The organism is Sphingomonas sp. AX6, from assembly GCF_902506605.1.
Lineage (GTDB): Bacteria > Pseudomonadota > Alphaproteobacteria > Sphingomonadales > Sphingomonadaceae > Sphingomonas.
In genome coordinates this window covers 2035051-2051690 of the sequence record NZ_LR733979.1, presented here as the reverse complement: position 1 = coordinate 2051690, position 16640 = coordinate 2035051, and the positions used below count along the sequence as shown (strand labels likewise).

The 16640-nt window shown below is 64.6% G+C and carries 16 protein-coding genes, 1 pseudogene and 1 riboswitch; of the genes and pseudogenes, 7 read left to right on the top strand and 10 right to left on the bottom strand.

Going from position 1 to position 16640, the window contains the following annotated elements; genetic code table 11:
* Positions 1-54: 54 nt before the first annotated feature.
* Entirely contained in the window at positions 55-1293 is a 1239-nt protein-coding gene (locus ENHY17A_RS09915) for a cytochrome P450 (protein WP_159712336.1), read from the top strand.
* Here ENHY17A_RS09915 and ENHY17A_RS09910 read toward each other — a convergent pair.
* Entirely contained in the window at positions 1280-1552 is a 273-nt protein-coding gene (locus ENHY17A_RS09910) for a hypothetical protein (RefSeq protein ID WP_159712334.1), read from the bottom strand. The genes ENHY17A_RS09915 and ENHY17A_RS09910 overlap by 14 nt on opposite strands.
* A gap of 120 nt (positions 1553-1672) precedes the next feature.
* Here ENHY17A_RS09910 and msrB point away from each other — a divergent pair, with 120 nt between their 5' ends.
* Entirely contained in the window at positions 1673-2161 is a 489-nt protein-coding gene (gene msrB / locus ENHY17A_RS09905) for a peptide-methionine (R)-S-oxide reductase MsrB (protein WP_201296379.1), read from the top strand.
* 150 nt (positions 2162-2311) lie between these two features.
* Here the strand turns inward: msrB and ENHY17A_RS09900 are convergent, their stop codons facing one another.
* On the bottom strand, positions 2312-2863 hold the full coding sequence (locus ENHY17A_RS09900; RefSeq protein WP_159712329.1) for a CHAP domain-containing protein: 552 nt from the start codon (positions 2861-2863) through the stop codon (positions 2312-2314).
* 123 nt (positions 2864-2986) lie between these two features.
* Positions 2987-4951 carry a M1 family metallopeptidase gene (locus ENHY17A_RS09895; RefSeq protein WP_159712327.1) on the bottom strand — a complete coding sequence of 655 codons (1965 nt, stop codon included), beginning with the start codon at positions 4949-4951 and terminating at the stop codon, positions 2987-2989.
* 112 nt (positions 4952-5063) lie between these two features.
* Here ENHY17A_RS09895 and ENHY17A_RS09890 point away from each other — a divergent pair, with 112 nt between their 5' ends.
* Entirely contained in the window at positions 5064-5525 is a 462-nt protein-coding gene (locus tag ENHY17A_RS09890) for a hypothetical protein (protein WP_159712325.1), read from the top strand.
* A 132-nt stretch (positions 5526-5657) separates the two neighbouring features.
* On the opposite strand, the pseudogene gcvPB reads toward ENHY17A_RS09890, so the two are convergent.
* The 5 genes and pseudogenes from gcvPB to ENHY17A_RS09865 form a co-directional block, all read right to left on the bottom strand.
* Positions 5658-7246, bottom strand: a pseudogene (gene gcvPB, locus ENHY17A_RS09885) (aminomethyl-transferring glycine dehydrogenase subunit GcvPB).
* A 151-nt stretch (positions 7247-7397) separates the two neighbouring features.
* Positions 7398-8756 (bottom strand): aminomethyl-transferring glycine dehydrogenase subunit GcvPA, encoded by a 1359-nt coding sequence (gcvPA, locus tag ENHY17A_RS09880; RefSeq protein WP_159712323.1) that lies wholly within the window; start codon positions 8754-8756, stop codon positions 7398-7400.
* Positions 8757-8877: 121 nt separating this feature from the next.
* The gene (gene gcvH, locus ENHY17A_RS09875; RefSeq protein ID WP_159712321.1) at positions 8878-9249 is read right to left on the bottom strand and encodes a glycine cleavage system protein GcvH; all 372 of its coding nucleotides are present in this window, start codon (positions 9247-9249) and stop codon (positions 8878-8880) included.
* Positions 9246-10424 (bottom strand): glycine cleavage system aminomethyltransferase GcvT, encoded by a 1179-nt coding sequence (gene gcvT, locus ENHY17A_RS09870; RefSeq protein ID WP_159712319.1) that lies wholly within the window; start codon positions 10422-10424, stop codon positions 9246-9248. The genes gcvH and gcvT overlap by 4 nt, the downstream gene beginning before the upstream one ends.
* A 160-nt stretch (positions 10425-10584) precedes the next feature.
* A riboswitch (glycine riboswitch) is annotated at positions 10585-10677 on the bottom strand.
* Positions 10678-10764: 87 nt separating this feature from the next.
* On the bottom strand, positions 10765-11409 hold the full coding sequence (locus tag ENHY17A_RS09865; RefSeq protein ID WP_159712317.1) for a hypothetical protein: 645 nt from the start codon (positions 11407-11409) through the stop codon (positions 10765-10767).
* Positions 11410-11517: 108 nt separating this feature from the next.
* Here ENHY17A_RS09865 and ispH point away from each other — a divergent pair, with 108 nt between their 5' ends.
* The 4 genes from ispH to ENHY17A_RS09845 all read left to right on the top strand — a co-directional run bounded on the left by ispH (position 11518) and on the right by ENHY17A_RS09845 (position 14473).
* Positions 11518-12471 carry a 4-hydroxy-3-methylbut-2-enyl diphosphate reductase gene (gene ispH / locus ENHY17A_RS09860; RefSeq protein WP_159712315.1) on the top strand — a complete coding sequence of 318 codons (954 nt, stop codon included), beginning with the start codon at positions 11518-11520 and terminating at the stop codon, positions 12469-12471.
* A 152-nt stretch (positions 12472-12623) separates the two neighbouring features.
* A complete protein-coding gene (gene thrB, locus ENHY17A_RS09855; protein WP_159712313.1) occupies positions 12624-13580 on the top strand; it encodes a homoserine kinase in 957 nt (318 codons plus the stop codon).
* Positions 13577-14032: a ribonuclease HI gene (rnhA, locus tag ENHY17A_RS09850; protein WP_159712311.1), complete on the top strand. Its 456-nt coding sequence runs from the start codon at positions 13577-13579 to the stop codon at positions 14030-14032. Before thrB ends, rnhA begins: the two co-directional genes overlap by 4 nt.
* Positions 14033-14155: 123 nt before the next feature.
* A complete protein-coding gene (locus tag ENHY17A_RS09845) occupies positions 14156-14473 on the top strand; it encodes a DMT family transporter (RefSeq protein ID WP_159712309.1) in 318 nt (105 codons plus the stop codon).
* 116 nt (positions 14474-14589) lie between these two features.
* Here ENHY17A_RS09845 and ENHY17A_RS09840 read toward each other — a convergent pair whose 3' ends face one another.
* The gene (locus tag ENHY17A_RS09840) at positions 14590-15672 is read right to left on the bottom strand and encodes an NAD(P)/FAD-dependent oxidoreductase (protein WP_159712307.1); all 1083 of its coding nucleotides are present in this window, start codon (positions 15670-15672) and stop codon (positions 14590-14592) included.
* The gene (locus ENHY17A_RS09835) at positions 15669-16619 is read right to left on the bottom strand and encodes an alpha/beta fold hydrolase (RefSeq protein WP_328799136.1); all 951 of its coding nucleotides are present in this window, start codon (positions 16617-16619) and stop codon (positions 15669-15671) included. The genes ENHY17A_RS09840 and ENHY17A_RS09835 overlap by 4 nt, the downstream gene beginning before the upstream one ends.
* Positions 16620-16640 lie beyond the last annotated feature (21 nt).

Below are 16640 nucleotides of genomic sequence, written 5' to 3'. Positions count from 1 at the left end.
TATTGACACCTCTGTCAGCTAGGGCATTCTCTCCCCAATTAGGGAGAGACACCAATGGCGACGCTCGCAACCGATACGGCAGTGGCACCCGCGGTCGACCCGCTCGATGTGAGCCGCGCGGAATTATATCGCGACGACACTTGGCAGGCGCCGTTCGCGGAAATCCGCGCCAAGGGCGGCATTCACCGCACCGAACATTCCGCGTTCGGGCCATACTGGTCGATCGCGACCTATAAGCCACTGGTTGAGGTCGAATCGCTCCCCGATCTCTATTCGTCGGAAAGCGGCGGCATCACGCTGGCGGATTTTCAGGAAGGCGTCGATGTGCGGATGCCGATGTTCATCGCGATGGACCGGCCCAAACATACCGGCCAGCGGCGCACCGTCGCCCCCGCTTTCACCCCCAGCGAAATGGTGCGGATGACCGAACATATCCGCACCCGCACGACCGAGATTCTCGACGCGCTGCCGGTCGGCGAAACCTTTGACTGGGTGGACACCGTGTCGGTCGAATTGACCACCCAGATGCTGGCGATCCTGTTCGATTTTCCTTGGGCGGACCGGCGCAAGCTGACCTTCTGGTCCGACTGGGCGGGCGATATCGAAATCGCGCGCGATCCGGTGAAGAAGCAGGAGCGGCTGATGCACCTGTTCGAATGCGCGACCTATTTCCAGACTTTGTGGAATCAAAAGGTCCACAAGGAACCGACCCCCGACCTGATTTCGATGATGATCCATTCGGAAGCGATGAGCCACATGGATCAGCAGGAATTCCTGGGCAATTTGATCCTGCTGATCGTCGGCGGCAACGACACGACGCGCAATTCGATGTCGGCCTATGCCTGGGGGCTGGCGCAGTTCCCCGACGAGCGCGCCAAGCTGGAGGCCGATCCGTCGCTGATCCAGAATGCGACGCAGGAAATCATCCGTTGGCAGACGCCGCTATCGCACATGCGACGCACCGCGCTCCAGGATACCGAGTTGCAGGGGCATAGCATCAAGGCGGGCGACAAGCTGGCGCTCTGGTACGTCTCGGCCAATCGCGACGAGAGCGTGTTCGAGGATGCGGACAGCATCCGCGTCGATCGCCCCAATGCGCGGCGGCATCTGGCGTTCGGGCACGGCATCCACCGCTGCGTCGGCGCGCGGCTAGCCGAACTTCAGATCGGGATTCTGCTCGAGGAAATGGCCAAGCGCCGTTTGCGGGTAAACCCGACCGGTGAAGTCGAGCGCGTCGCGGCGTGTTTCGTCCATGGATACAAGAAGATGCCGGTGGAACTTAGCCGTTACTGACCACTGGCTCGGCCATGATCGCCGGGCCAGCACAATTTTTTCCATCAGCGTCGACCGCGGGCCGCGCGCGCCCCATCGTCCAGTTGCCCTGCATCCGCACCCGCGGATTTGGGGCACACCAGATTTCGCCGTTCGCGTCGAGCGCGGTGACCCAGATAAGATTATGTTCCTGGCCGTAATCGATTACGGCGAAAGCGTAGCCGGGGCCCTTGTCGATCACGTGAACGGGCAAAGGTGGATCAAGTTGTTGGAACGCCATCGGAAAATATCCTTTGTATCGAACGCTCCAATCGTCACGAACCCCAAAGGTTCCGGTCGCAACGATGCATCCATCGGGTGACCCAAACCGTATAAGAAGGGCAAGACAATGGAGATCGACATGACCCCCGACCGCCGCCAATTCATGACCCTGTCCGCAGGCGGAATATTCGCGCTGACGATCGGCTGTTCGAGCGAGAGCGAGGCGGCACAGCGGTTCGAAGTACGGATGACCGAAGCGGAGTGGCGCAAGAAATTGTCGCCCGCCGCGTTCAATGTGCTTCGCAAGGAAGGGACCGAGCGCCCCTATTCTAGCCCGCTGGACGCCGAGAAGCGTGCGGGCGTGTTCGCGTGCGCGGGATGCGGCCTGCCGCTATTCTCATCGCGGACCAAGTATGACAGCAAGACCGGCTGGCCGAGCTTCTATGCGCCGATGAGCAATGCGGTGGGGACCAAGACCGATTACAAGATCGGCCTGCCGCGAACCGAGGTGCATTGTCGGCGGTGCGGGGGGCATCTGGGCCATGTGTTCGACGACGGTCCGAAGCCTACGGGTAAGCGTTACTGCATGAACGGGGTGGCGATGGTGTTTAGGCCGGGGCGGGCATAGATTCGTGAGCCGCCCTCGCCACTGGTCACCCCGGACTTGTTCCGGGGTCCACTAAGCCGCTTGGGCTAACCTCAACAAACTTCAGAAAATCGCTTGCCGCACGGTGGACCCCGGCACGTTGGCCGGGGTGACGAGTGGTTTGTGGAACGATCAGTTCGTCAGCAGCCGGACCGAGCTTTGCGGGATGTTCATGCCCGCGATGATGACCGGACCGAATGCGTTGTTGTCGCTACCGACCGCGGCGGGCGCTTCGCCAGCATAGATGAAGCCGTTGGCGGCGTTGGCCGAAGTGCCGAGATCACCTAGCGGACCCCACCAAAGGCGAACCTGGCTCCAGTCACCGGCTTCCGACACGTCGATCGCGCGGACATCGCGTTCGATGCCGCCGCGACGCGACCAGTTGGCGTGGGTGAGCAGGACTTCGCGGTCGCTGACGACTTCGGAGACCATCGCGACATGGCCGAGCGGCATCCGGCGGCTGGACTTGAGCGAGAGGACGGCGCCCTGTTTCGGGGTCGATCCGCGTTCGTATTTGCCAGCGGCCTGACCCCACCAGGTGTGGGCATTGCCGAAAATCTGAACGCCGGAGATTTCGCGGGCATAGGGAACGCACTGCCAGAAACGGGCTTGGGCGGGAGCGGCAAACGCCAGGCAACACGCCACCACCAGCGCGAAACGCGCTGCAAACCGTTGAATTGTCATGCGACCCCCTGGTCCTCAAACTCTTTGCTTGAGGAGGGTGCTGGCAGGGTTGGGTTAACAAAAAAAGGGGCCGACCGGCTGGTCCGCCCCCTTTTCCGACGAGTCGTTTGATCGCAGCGGTGGTTAGACGGAACCCGCCTGATATCCGACGATCGGGTCGACGGTGCCGGTCGTCACCGAGTGATATCCGGGTCGCGCCGTGCGGTAGATCCGCGTTGCCAGCGTCTGGCCCCAACTGCCCTGTTCCATCAGGATCTGGAACAGCGGTTGGACGAATTTGCGCCGTCCCATGCTGGTCAGGAACTGTTCGGCAGAGCGCGTCGCGGGCGCGTACTGGTTCGCCAGCGCGAGTTTGAGCCAGGCGAAGCGGATTTCGCTGTTGCCGGCCGCGTTGAGCGAGAAACGCTGGTCGAGCGCGGCCAATTGATCAGCAGTCATCTCGCGCGGCAATTGGTCGAGGAATCGGACCATTTCCCATGTCGTTCCCCAGTTGGGGATCGCCGCTGCCTGACCACCCGCCGCAAACGTCTTTGCCGCGGCATCGACTGCCGGGAACGCAGGCGACTGGACATGCACCGCATTGGCGGGCAGCCCCGGCTGATAAACCCAGGCGTCGAGGCCGATCGCCTGCGCGGTCTGGGGATCATCGGCGAACAGGTTCTGGCGGATATCGGCCAGGAACCCGGCACTGGTCATCGGCTGAAACGCATGGCGGGCGAAATAGCCTTTCAGATAGGCGTCGAACCGCTCGCGACCGACCGCACGCTCGATGGTGCGCAGGAAGGTCGCGCCCTTGTCATAGGCGACCTGCGTCATTCCTTCGTCGGGGTCGCGTTCGGCGCCCAGATTGAGCTGGAGCTGGGTATCCGCGGACTCCAGCCCGCCGACATCGGCGATCGATTCCTGCATCGACGTCCAGGCGAGATCGGCCTCCATCGCCGCGCGTTCGCGACCATAGATCGCCTCCATGATCCGGTTCTCGAAATAGCTGGTGAAGCCTTCGTTCAACCAGAAGTCGTTCCACGTCGCGTTGGTGACGAGATTGCCCGACCAGCTATGCGCCAGTTCGTGCGCGACCAGGCTAGTCAGGCTCTTGTCGCCCGCAACCACGGTCGGCGTCGCAAAGGTCAGCAACGGGTTTTCCATGCCGCCGAACGGAAAGCTGGGCGGCAGGACAAGAACGTCGTAGCGGCCCCATTCATAGGGTCCGTACAGTCCCTCCGCCGCCTTGATCATCGCTTCGGTTTCGCTGAATTCGTTGGCGACGCGATCGAGTTGCGAGGGCTCTGCCCACACCCCCGATCGCGGCCCGGTCGGCTTGAAAGCGATGTCGCCCGCGGCGATCGCGATCAGATAGGGCGCGACGGGCTTGTCCATGCGGAAGGCGAAGGCGCGCTTACCCTCGCCTGCCGGTTCGCCGCGCGCGGCACCGCCGTTCACGACATTGCCCTCTCCGCTCATCGTCGCGGTGATGCCGTCAGGTACGACGATTCGCGCGTCCCAGGTCTGGCGGATGCCGGGGCTGTCCTGCGTCGGAATCCACGTGCGGTTGAGGATCGCCTGCCCCTGGCTGAACAGGAAGGGCTGGCGCTTGTCCGACGTCTGTTCGGGGCTCAGCCATTGCAGCGCGGCGGCACCCGGCGCGCTGGCGTAGTTGACCTTGATCTGCTTCGCCCCGTTCAGTTGCACGATCAGCGGCGCGCCGTGAAGCTGGTCGCGCGCTTCGCCTATCTGCCATTGCAGCGGTTGGCCGGCGGCGTTGGTGACCGACGCGATGTTCAGGTCGCGGGTGTCGAGGATCGCTTGCTGCGCGCCCTCTGCTGCCAGCACGTCGAGCGTGGCCGACCCGCGCATGACCTTCGCCGCGAAATCCGCCTCCAGATCGAGCGAGACATGGGTCACCCGCGCTTCCGCCGGCACCGCATAGCTGTGGACGTCGCGGGCATCGGGGGTCAGCAGGACATTGGCGACCATGCGTTCGGCCCCCGCCGCGGGGGCCTGTGCTTGATTGTCGGCGGCGGGCTCGCTGGAACAGGCACCAAGCCCGAGGGCGGCGGCGGCGAGCGCGGCGGTCAATCTGATCTGCATGGAACGGAATACTCTATACCGGGGATGGAATGGCGGCGAACGTAACGGCGGATACGAAAATGGCAAATGAACGGGCTCGCCTTTCGCGCGTTGGGCGTTTAGCTTGGTCGACATGCGAATTTGGCTCGTGCTGCTCCTGCTTCCCCTCGCCGCCTGCGACGCGCGCGACCCGCTCGATACTCCGGCGAATGCGCCCGCCCCGGCAGAAACCGGAGCTGCGACCGATATGGCACCAACGCCCCGCCCCGTCCGGATCGGCGAGGCTGGTCCGAACTTCGCGGCCTGCGCGACACGGGGGACGGTGGTGAATACCGGGGGCGAACCGTTGCTGCCGGTGCGGACCGCGCCATTCGCCAATGGCGCGCAGGTCGGGAACGGCCTTGCCGAGGGAAGCCGCCTGATCGTGTGCACGCAGACGATCGACCAGCGCTGGATGGGGGTCATCGTGCCCCCCGCCGATGCGCCCGAGAGCGATTGCGGGGTCGGCGTGCGGGTGTCGTCGCCGCGTGCTTATGAGGGGCCGTGCGTGGCGGGCTGGGTGAATACGGCGTTCGTGCGGAGCAGCGCGCGGTAAGAAACACGTGATACCGTTCGTGCTGAGTAAGGGCTGAGCGAAGCCGAAGCCCTGTATCGAAGCATCCTTCGATACGCCCCTTCGACCTTGCTCAGGGGCTACTCAGGACAAACGGATCGAATATCGCCAGCCTCACTCCGCCGCCTTCGCCAGCTCTGGGTCTTTCCACACCAGCACCGGCTTCCTGGCGGCCAGCGTTTCGTCGAGGCGACGACGCGGTGCGAAATGCGGTGCCGATTTGAGCGACGCATCCCCCGCCTTCGCCCGTTCCGCCACGCTGCGCAGCGCGCCGATGAACTGGTCGAGCGCAGCCTTGCTCTCGGTTTCGGTCGGCTCGACCAGCATTGCGCCGTGGACGACCAATGGGAAATAGACTGTCATCGGGTGATAACCCTCGTCGATCAGCCCCTTGGCGACGTCCAGCGTCGAGAAGCCCTCGGCCAAGCTTTTGTCACTGAACAGCGCCTCGTGCATGCACGGCCCCGAAGCGGCGAACGGCGCGTCGAGCACGCCTTCAAGGCTGCGCAACACGTAATTGGCATTGAGCACCGCATCCTCGGCAACCTGTTTCAGGCCATCGGCACCGTGGCTGAGGATGTAGGTCAGCGCGCGGGTGAACATGCCCATCTGGCCGTGAAACGCCGTCATCCGCCCGAACGTGTCGGGATGGTCGTCGCCCGCCGTCTCTTCCTCGATCAACTGGATATGCCCATCGGCCATCCGCGCAGTGAAGGGCAGCGGGCCGAACGGCGCGAGTGCCTCCGACAGGACTACCGGGCCGGAGCCGGGTCCGCCGCCGCCATGCGGGGTGGAAAAGGTCTTGTGCAGGTTGATGTGCATCGCATCGACGCCGAGGTCGCCGGGGCGCACGCGCCCGACGATCGCGTTGAAGTTCGCGCCGTCGCAATAGACGTAGCCGCCCGCCGCATGCACCGCGTCCGAAATTGCCTTCATATCGCGTTCGAACAGGCCGCAGGTGTTGGGGTTGGTGATCATCACGCCCGCCACATCGGGTCCGAGGCGTGCCTTGAGCGCTTCCAGATCGACGCGGCCTTCGGCGGTCGCGGGAATATCCTCGACGGTGAAGCCGGCAAACGCCGCCGTCGCAGGATTCGTGCCGTGGGCGCTGGTCGGGCACAGGATAACCTTGCGGTGCCCTTCGCCGCGTTTCTCCAACGCCGCCTTGATGCACAAAATGCCGCACAATTCGCCATGTGCCCCCGCCTTGGGGCTCATCGCCACGCCGTACATGCCGGTCAGCTCGATCAGCCAGAAAGCGAGTTCGTTGATGACGCCGAGCGCGCCCTGCACCGTATCGACAGGCTGCAAAGGGTGGACGTCCGCGAAGCCGGGGAGCCGCGCCATGCGCTCGTTGAGGCGCGGGTTGTGCTTCATCGTGCAAGAGCCGAGCGGGAACAGGCCAAGGTCGATGGCGTAGTTCTGGCGCGACAGGCGCGTATAGTGGCGCACAGTTTCGGGTTCGGACAGACCGGGGAGCCCGATCGGCGCAGTGCGCGCGAGACTGCCGAGGCGGTTTTTAAGCCCCTCCCCTGAAGGGGAGGGGCTTGATCGAAATCGACACCCGTCGTGTCGGTCGATCCGATCTCGAAGATCAGCGCTTCTTCCAGCATCAGCGCGCGGTTGCCGGTGAAGGTCTTCGTACCTGCGCCGTCCGCATCGCCCATCTCGGGACGCCAGCCGCTCTGATTGACCGCGCTCATGCCGAAACCTCCAAGCCAAATCCGTTCGTGTCGAGTGGGGTTCGAGCTTGTCGAGAACCCGTATCGAGACAGCCCTCCGTGACCATCCCTCGATACGCCTTCTCGACAAGCTCGAAGGCTACTCGGGACGAACGAAGAGTGTGGGAGAGGTTCATGCCAGTTCCTCCTCAAGCGCCGTCGCCAGCGCTTCGATATCCTCATCGGTGACGGTTTCGGTGACCGCGACGACCAGCCCGCTCTCCAATGCCTCGACGCCTGGATAGAGCCGCCCGAGCGACACGCCCGCCAGCACGCCCTTATCGGCGAGATCGCGGACGATCGGGCGAGCTTCCTTGGGCAGCTTCAAGGTGAATTCATTGAAGAACGCGCCCGTCACGATCTCTATGCCCGGCACCTTCGCCAACCGGTCGGCGGCGGAGCACGCCTTTGCATGGTTGATCGCCGCCAGCTCGCGCAGGCCCTTTTCGCCAAGCAACGTCATGTGGATCGAAAAAGCCAGCGCGCACAGGCCGCTGTTGGTGCAGATGTTGGACGTCGCCTTTTCGCGGCGGATATGCTGTTCACGGGTGGACAGCGTCAGGACGAAGCCGCGTTTTCCTTCCGCATCCACCGTCTCGCCGCACAGGCGGCCCGGCATCTGGCGGACATATTTCTCCTTGCAGCCGAACAGCCCGACATAAGGCCCGCCGAATTGCAGGCCGACGCCGATCGACTGGCCTTCGCCGACGACGATGTCAGCGCCCATCTCTCCCGGCGACTTGATCGCGCCCAGCGCCACCGGCTCGGTGACGACCGCGATCAACAGCGCCTTGTTCGCCTGACACGCGGCGGCGAGTTCCGACAGGTCGCCGATGCGGCCCAAAATGTCGGGATATTGGACGACTACGCAGGAAGTCTCGCCGTCAATCGCGGCGATCAGATCGGCGGTATCGGGCTCCGCAGTCAGCGTCGGCAGTCGCGTCTCGACCACATCGCCGGTATATTTGGCCATCGTCGTTGCGACGGAAACGTAATGCGGATGGACGCCGCCCGAGAAGATCGCCTTCGCCCGCTTGGTCACGCGGCGCGCCATCGTCACCGCTTCCCAGCATGCGGTCGAGCCGTCGTACATCGATGCGTTGGCGACATCGGTGCCGAGCAGGCGCGCCACCTGCGTCTGGAACTCGAACAGCATCTGCAGCGTGCCCTGCGCGATTTCGGGCTGATACGGCGTGTAGGCGGTCAGGAACTCGCCGCGCTGGATCAGATGATCGACGCTGGCGGGCACATGATGGCGATACGCGCCGCAACCGAGGAAGAACGGCACTTCGCCCGCGACCATGTTCTGCCGCGCCAGCTTCGTCATGTGGCGCTCAACGCTGAGTTCGCTGGCGTGGTTCGGCAGGCCGTGGATAGGGCCGTCGAGGCGCGCGGCCTCTGGCACATCGATAAACAGATCGTCGATCGATGCCGCGCCGATGAGGCTGAGCATTTCCGAACGGTCGGTGTCGGTCAGGGGCAGGTAGCGCATTATATTCCTTCCCCCCTCCCCTTCAGGGGAGGGGCCGGGGGGTGGGGCCTCGCCACAAGCGCAGCGCCTGACGAGAATCCCCACCCCAACCCCTCCCCTGAAGGGGAGGGGCGACTATCCATCAAAGCTTAGCGACGAAATCCGCGTATTTGGCGTCGTCCATCAGGCCGTCGAGTTCGCTCATGTCGCTGATCGTCAGTTTGAAGAACCAGCCCTCGCCCTCGGCATCTTCGTTGACGAGGCCCGAATTGTCCTCGAGCGCCGAATTGCCTTCCAGCACCACGCCCGAGACCGGCGTGTAAACGTCCGACGCAGCCTTGACCGATTCGACCACCGCGGCCTCGTCGCCCTTGGTCAGTGCCTTGCCCTCTTCGGGGACGTCGACGAACACGATGTCGCCAAGCTGGCCCTGCGCATAATCGGTAATGCCGACGGTGCCGATATCGCCATCGACATCGACCCATTCATGATCTTCGGTGAAATAACGGCTCATTTCGAAGCTCCTGCACGAACATAATTATGGGGAATGAAGGGCATGGCGGTGACGGTCGCGCTGTGGACCTTGCCGCGTTGCGCAAGCTGGATGGTGGTGCCGGGCGCGGCGGAGGCGGCGGGGACATAGGCCATCGCGATCGGTTTCCCGACCGAGGGGGCGAACCCGCCGCTGGTGACCTTGCCGACTTCGTTGCCGTCGGCGTCCACCACCATCGCGCCTTCGCGGACCGGCTGGCGACCTTCGACGATCAGGCCGACGCGCTTGGCAATCGGGCCTTGTTCGCGTTCGAGCAAAATGCGCTCCGCACCCATGAAGCCGCCTTCCTCGCGACGGCGCTTCGACAGCGCGAAGCCTAGATCGGCCATCACCGGAGTCGTGTCATCGTCCAGATCGTGGCCGTAGAGCGGCAATCCGGCCTCCAGCCGCAGCGAATCGCGTGCGCCAAGCCCGATCGGCTTGACCTCGGGTTGGTCGACCAGCGCGTCGGCAAGTGCCTCTACCGCCGATGCGTCCACCGAAATCTCGAACCCGTCCTCGCCGGTATAACCCGAACGGCTGATCCACAGCGCATTGCCCTGCCAGTCGAACGCGCCTGCGGTCATGAAGGTCAGCGCGGCGACGCCCGGCACGAGGCGACCGAGCGCGTCGACGGCCTTTGGCCCCTGCAACGCCAGCAACGCGCGTTCGTCCAGGTGGTTGATCGTGATCTCATCGGCGAGATGCTCGCGCAGATAGCCGAGATCGTCCCACTTGGTCGCGCCGTTGACGACCATGTACAGATCGCCCTCGCCCGCTTCGAACGGGTTGGCGGTGGTCAGGTTGGAGATCATCAGATCGTCGAGAATGCCACCATTGTCGGCAAGCAGCAGCGAATAGCGCATCTTTGCAGGCTTCAGCCCGGTAATGTCGCCCGGAAGCAATGCCTCCAGCGCTTTGGCCGCGCCGTCGCCCGAAAATACGAGCTGGCCCATATGGCTGACGTCGAACAGGCCCGCCGATTCACGCGTCCAGAGATGCTCGGCCATGATGCCCTCGTACTGCACAGGCATTTCGTAGCCCGCGAACGGGACCATCCGGCCACCCTTGGCGCGATGCCAGGCGTCGAGCGGTAGCGATTCGGTGTCGATCGCGTCGGCGTCGGGAATTTCGGTCTCAATATCGCTCAAAATCATCGGCTCCCGGCATGAAAGACGACGGATCAACGCGCGCACGCGCGGCAATGGTCCATCGCCCCCTCTGTCACGGGAACCTGAGAGCTTTGACCGGGGCTTGGAAGACCCGGCTTACCCCTTCGGTGGTCGCCGTTCGCACAGCGACGCTTTCCAGAGCGTCATGACCCGCGCGGTCCTTTTGCCTGAGAGATTCCGGGGCGGTTGCTCCTTCGGCGCCCCGGATCGAATCCAGGGCCTCTCCCGCGCGACTCCGAGCAAGCGAACTTGCTCGACGACTAAGGCGAGCCTTGGCGGCGCGCCTCCGCCTAGTCAATCGTCAAACCGATCGACCGTGTCCGCTTTAACGCGTGGCGTTATACTTGAGCTGCTCGTCGGTGAGCTGGAAGCCGACCAGCGCCTCGAATGTCGCGCGCTGCACCGCTTCGCGCACGGCGGGTACGGTCAGCGGATCGACCGCTGCGTCGGTGTCGCCTGCGCGGCGGCGGCGGGTAAGCTGTTCGCGGATGTCGGCAGGAATCGTCGCCGCCGCGCGGCTGACGACGGCAGTACCACCACCGCGGGTCTGCGCGCGCTCTGCGCCCGCGGCGAAATCGACCGCGACGCGGCTGACGCGCTTGGCCGTCACCGCGGTCCCACCCTGAACGGTGGTCACGAAATAGGGGAGCACCACCTGGCGTGCCTGCGCCGTCTGGGTCCGGCGCGCGAGCACGTCGAACGTGATTTCGGTGACGATATCGGTTTCGTTCTCGGTGCAGGTCGCGCGGACATTGGTGATCGTCGCGGTCACGTCGATCGCGTTCGCGGTCTGCTGAGCGCCCGTGAACAGCGTGATGTCGCCCAGATACTGCGGCACGCCAACGATCGGGCACGCGCTGCGCACTGCCGAGATGCCGACTCCGCCTTCGAGATTGAGGTCGCCTTCGCGTGCACAACCGGCAAGCACGGCTAGGGCGATGGCGGGGGCGGCGATACGGGTCAGCTTCACGAGGCACTCAACCTTTCGATACGGGACCAGCGCTTGGCAGCGCGGGCGCGGTGGACTTCATAGGAACCGGCTTTCGCACAAGCAAGCAATCGCGTAAGTGCCCACCCCATGACCCAGTCCGAAAAGCCGAGCCTCGAACTGTTGATCGCCGCGCCGCGCGGGTTTTGCGCCGGGGTGGACCGGGCGATCCAGATCGTCGAAGTCGCATTGGAGCGTCACGGCGCGCCGGTCTATGTCCGGCACGAGATCGTCCACAACAAATATGTCGTCGATAGCCTGCGGGCGAAGGGCGCGGTGTTCGTCGACGAACTGGACCAGGTGCCCGACGGCGTGCCGGTCGTGTTTTCCGCACATGGCGTGCCCAAATCGGTGCCCGCGGAGGCGACCAGTCGCGGCCTTGCCTATCTCGACGCGACCTGCCCGCTCGTGTCCAAGGTCCATCGTCAGTCCGAACGCCTGGTCGCGGCGGGCCAGCACATCCTGTTCGTCGGGCATGAAGGCCATCCGGAAGTCATCGGCACGTTCGGTCAGGTGCCCGAGGGCAGCATGACGCTGATCGAAACGGTCGAGGATGCGGAGGCGGTTCAGGTCGCCGAGCCCGAAAAGCTTGCGTTTCTGACCCAGACCACGCTGTCGGTGGACGATACCGCCGCAATTCTGGAAGTGCTCAACCGTCGTTTCCCGGCCATCGTCGCGCCAAAGGCGGACGACATTTGCTACGCGACCTCCAACCGGCAGGAAGCGGTGAAGGCGATGGCATCGTCCTGCGACCTGGTGCTGGTGATCGGCGCGCCCAATTCGTCGAATTCGCTGCGGCTGGTCGAGGTTGCCAAGCGCGAGGGCACCGACGCGTATCTGATCCAGCGGGGCGACGAACTCGATTGGGAATGGCTGGCCGGCGTCGGCACGCTGGGGATCACCGCAGGTGCGTCGGCGCCCGAAGCATTGGTACGCGAAGTCGTCGATCACATCGCCACCCGATTCGAGGTACACGAGCGCGAGGTGAAAACCGCGGAAGAGACCATCGTGTTCAAATTGCCGCGTGGGTTGGAGGCGGCGTAATCGTGCTCCTGCGAACGCAGGAGCGCTGGAGAAGCGAGCGCGGCCCATGCCGTCATCGCTCCTGCGTTCGCAGGAGCACTGCGGAATTGGCTTGGCGGCATGAAAGAAAACCCGCCTTCGACAGGGATTGCGCGATTGGCTAGTCCAAGCTCATGGCTGTCTACACCCAAGTCTCCGCCGAAGCGTTATCCGCCTTCCTCGCCAAATTCGACGTCGGTGACCTCGTGTCCGCCAAGGGCATCGCGGAAGGTGTCGAGAACAGTAATTACCTGATCGAAACCACCCGCGACCGCTTCATCCTGACCCTTTACGAAAAGCGTGTCGCGGCGGACGATCTTCCCTATTTCATGGCGCTGCTCGGCCATGCGGCAGCGGCGGGGCAGCCGGTGCCGGGTGCGATTGCCGATCGCTCGGGCGCGCTGATCCACGAACTCGAAGGCCGCCCGGCGTGCCTGATCGAATTCCTGCCGGGCGTGTCGCTGTCGCATCCCACCCCTGCGCAGGCGATGAACGGTGGCAAGGCGCTGGGCGGGTTGCACGCGGCGCTGGCCGACTTTTCGGGCGTCCGCTCGAACAGCCTGGGCGTCGAAGCGTGGCGACCGCTGCTCGACCGCTGCGGGGCCGCGATGGACGCGATCACGGCCGGCCTGTTCGCGCAGGTGTCGAGCGCGCTCGACCGGGTGGAACATGACTGGCCGCGCGACCTGGCGACCGCACCGATCCATGCCGATCTGTTTCCCGACAATGTGCTGATGCTGGGCGACCGGGTAACGGGCCTGATCGACTTCTACTTCGCCTGTTCCGACGTCCGCGCCTATGATGTGGCGGTGATGCACACCTCCTGGGCATTCGATGCGAAGGGCGTGGCCTTGGCGCCGGAAGTCGGGCGCGGGATCGTTGATGGCTATGCGGCGAGCTTTGGGCTGAGCGATGCGGAGCGCGCCGCACTGCCGGTGCTGGCGGAGGGCGCGTGCATCCGCTTCCTGCTGACCCGCGCCTGGGACTGGCTGAATACGCCTGCGGACGCGATGGTGACGCGAAAAGACCCAATTGCCTATCTCAAGCGGCTCGACTGGTACGGCGAAAACGGTCACAGCGCGTTCGCATGAGCGATGCCGATGCAACCGAGTTGACCCGCGTGGAAATCGCGACCGATGGCGCGTGCAAGGGCAATCCGGGGCGCGGCGGATGGGGCGCGATCGTGCGGTCGGGCGCGCATGAAAAAGAGCTTTCCGGCTGCGAAGCGCACACCACCAACAACCGCATGGAAATGATGGCGGTGATCTGCGCGCTTGAGGCGTTGAAGCGCCCCTGCCACGTCACCCTGTCCACCGACAGTCGCTACGTGATGGACGGCATGACGAAGTGGATGCACGGCTGGCTGAAGAATAGCTGGCGGACCGCGGACAAGAAACCGGTCAAGAATGCCGATCTGTGGCAGGCATTATGGGCCGCGGCGAAACCGCACCGCATCGACTGGGTGTGGGTGAAGGGCCATGCCGGGCACCCCGACAACGAGCGTGCGGACAAGCTCGCGAGTGACGCGGCGGTGGCGCAGTAGCCTGACGCTTGCCCCCGCGCAGTCCGGGTCCTAGATAGCCGCTCGCGAGGCCACGTCCTCCCCCTAAATGGGTATCAAGTCCGGGACGGCCCGGCCCTTTTTGCGAAAGGAGGGCCGATCATCATGGCCTGGATTGCATTGTTTATCGCCGGATTGTTCGAAGTGGCCTGGGCCTATTCGATGAAATTGTCCGAAGGATTCACCCGCCCGGTACCGACACTCATCACCTTTGCGGCGATGTTCGTCAGTTTCGGGCTGCTCGCCTGGGCGATGCGTTCGCTGCCGCTGGGGACCAGCTATATGATTTGGACCGGCATCGGCGCGATGGGGGCGTTCCTGGTCGGGATCGCCTTTCTGGGCGAAGCCGCGACGCCGATGCGGATCACGGCGGCGCTGCTGATCGCCAGCGGCATCGTGCTGATGAAGCTGTCGAGCAGTTAGTCCCGCTCTCCCTCAACCGTTCGTTTCGAGCGAAGTCGAGAAACGCGACCCAAACACCAATTTCACGTTTCTCGACTTCGCTCGAAACGAACGGATCGGGATGAGCAGGCTGGATACTAGCCGAAGCGCGTGGGCGCATAGCGTTCGGCGTCGATTCCCGCGACCGCCGCGTCCGGCGTGCGCCCCAGCAACAGGCTGGCCCCGATCATCGCGGCGGCAGGCGCGGTCTGGATGCCGAAGCCGCCCTGCCCTGCGAACCAGAAAAAGCCGGGGGTGTCCGCCGCGAATCCGTACACCGGCAGGCGGTCGGGCGCGAAGCTTCGCAGGCCTGCCCATTTACGCTCAACGCCCATGATCCGCCAATCGACGGCGTGTTCCAGCCGGTCGATGGCGATGGCGACGTCGAGTTCCTCGGGTTGCGCGTCGCACGGGTCGGTCGGGATTTCATCGTGCGGGCTGAGCCACAATTTTCCGCCCGCTTCCGGCTTCCAGTAGAAACTGCCGTCGATCGCGGCGACGTGCGGCATGGCGGGCGTGGTCGGCGGATCGATGCGGAGCTGGACGAGCGTGCGGCGATAGGCGGCGATGCCGATGGGGTTTGCGCCTGCAATCCGCGCGACTTCGTCGGCCCACGCGCCTGCCGCATCGACCAGGATATCAGCCTCGATCACGCCGTCTTCCGTGGTGATGCGCCAGCGTCCGCTCACCCGTTCCGCCTGACGCAGTGCGGCGCGGGTCCGGACCTCGGCGCCCGCACGGCGTGCGCGCGACAGGCAATTGGCGTGGAGTGCGGCGACGTCGATATAGGCGCAACTCGGTTCCCAGATGCCGAGCGTCCATTCGGGCAGCAATCCTGCGATGTGCGCGTGCGGATCGACTGCTTTGAGTGCGATCGGCGTATCCGCGAATTCGGAGAGGAAGGCGTCATAGGCTGCGCGGTCCCCCTCGCGCCCGATATGGAGCGAGCCCAGCGGCTCTAGGAAACCGCCGTCGCGAAGTGCCGGTCCCGATGCGGTGGTCAGCGGCTGGACCCCTGCCCCGCCATAGGTTTCGGACCAGAAGGCCGCCGATCGCCCGGTGGCGTGATAGCCCGCCTGATCCTCTGCCTCCAACAGCACCACGCGCGCATGGGGCGCGACTTCGGCGGCCAGGCTGGCACCCGCGATCCCGGCACCGACAATCGCGATGTCGTAGCTCACTTTGCAGGCGCTCTCGCATCCAGAAACGCGTCAATCGCGGCGATGGCGCGGTCGCGGACGGGATCTGCTTCGCGCAGGATTTCGTGCGCCGATTCGCTGCCGAAGCGGATCACTTGCGCGTCGGGCGGTCCGGCGAGTTGCGCAAGCGCCGCTTGCGGATCGACCAGTCCGTCGGCTTCGGCGACCAGTCCCAGGATCGGGACGCGCACGCTGGCGACCTTGCCGCTTTGTCGCAATTCACGCGTCGATCGAAACGCGTTCAGCACCCAGCGCCAGCTCGGCGGTCCGGTGACGATCTCCGGCTTCGCTTCATGCCAGAACAGCTCGTCGGCGTAGCGCGAGGCGTCGTGCGTCAGCAGCTTCTGGCGCGATTGCAGCGTGTGCGGGCGCTCATTTCCTTTCCACGCAGGCCGCCTGACCGGGCCGAAGCGCGACATGAATTTCGCCAACGCTTCCCCGACGCCTGCGCCGCCCGGTCCTTTGAGCCCGAGCATCGGCGCGACCAGCACCGCCGCATCGGGCACGAATACGCGCTCCGCCATCGCGCGCAGCAACAGGTGCCCGCCCATCGAATGGCCGATCGCGACATGCGGACCCGCGCCGTTTGCCAGCCATTCAGCCCCGAAGCCGCGCAGATCGTCGATGAACATCGCGAAATCGGGAATGTCGCCGCAACGTGCGTGATCAGTGGTTCGCCCCGACCCCGCCTGTCCGCGCCAGTCGATGCTGGTGATCGCCCAGCCCGCGGCGTGCCAGTGGCCGAACACCTCAAGATATTTCTCGAAAATATCGCCGCGCCCGCCCTGAAACAGGATCGACCCGCGCACTTTGCCCGTCGGTGCCGCCCAGTCGAACCGGCGCAACCTCCAGCCATCGGGCGCGGTCCAAGTCGAGACGACTGCGCCGTCGGGCAGCGCTCGGCGAAGGGGGGCGGGCGACAACATCATCGCTGGTTACGTTTTCGTAAG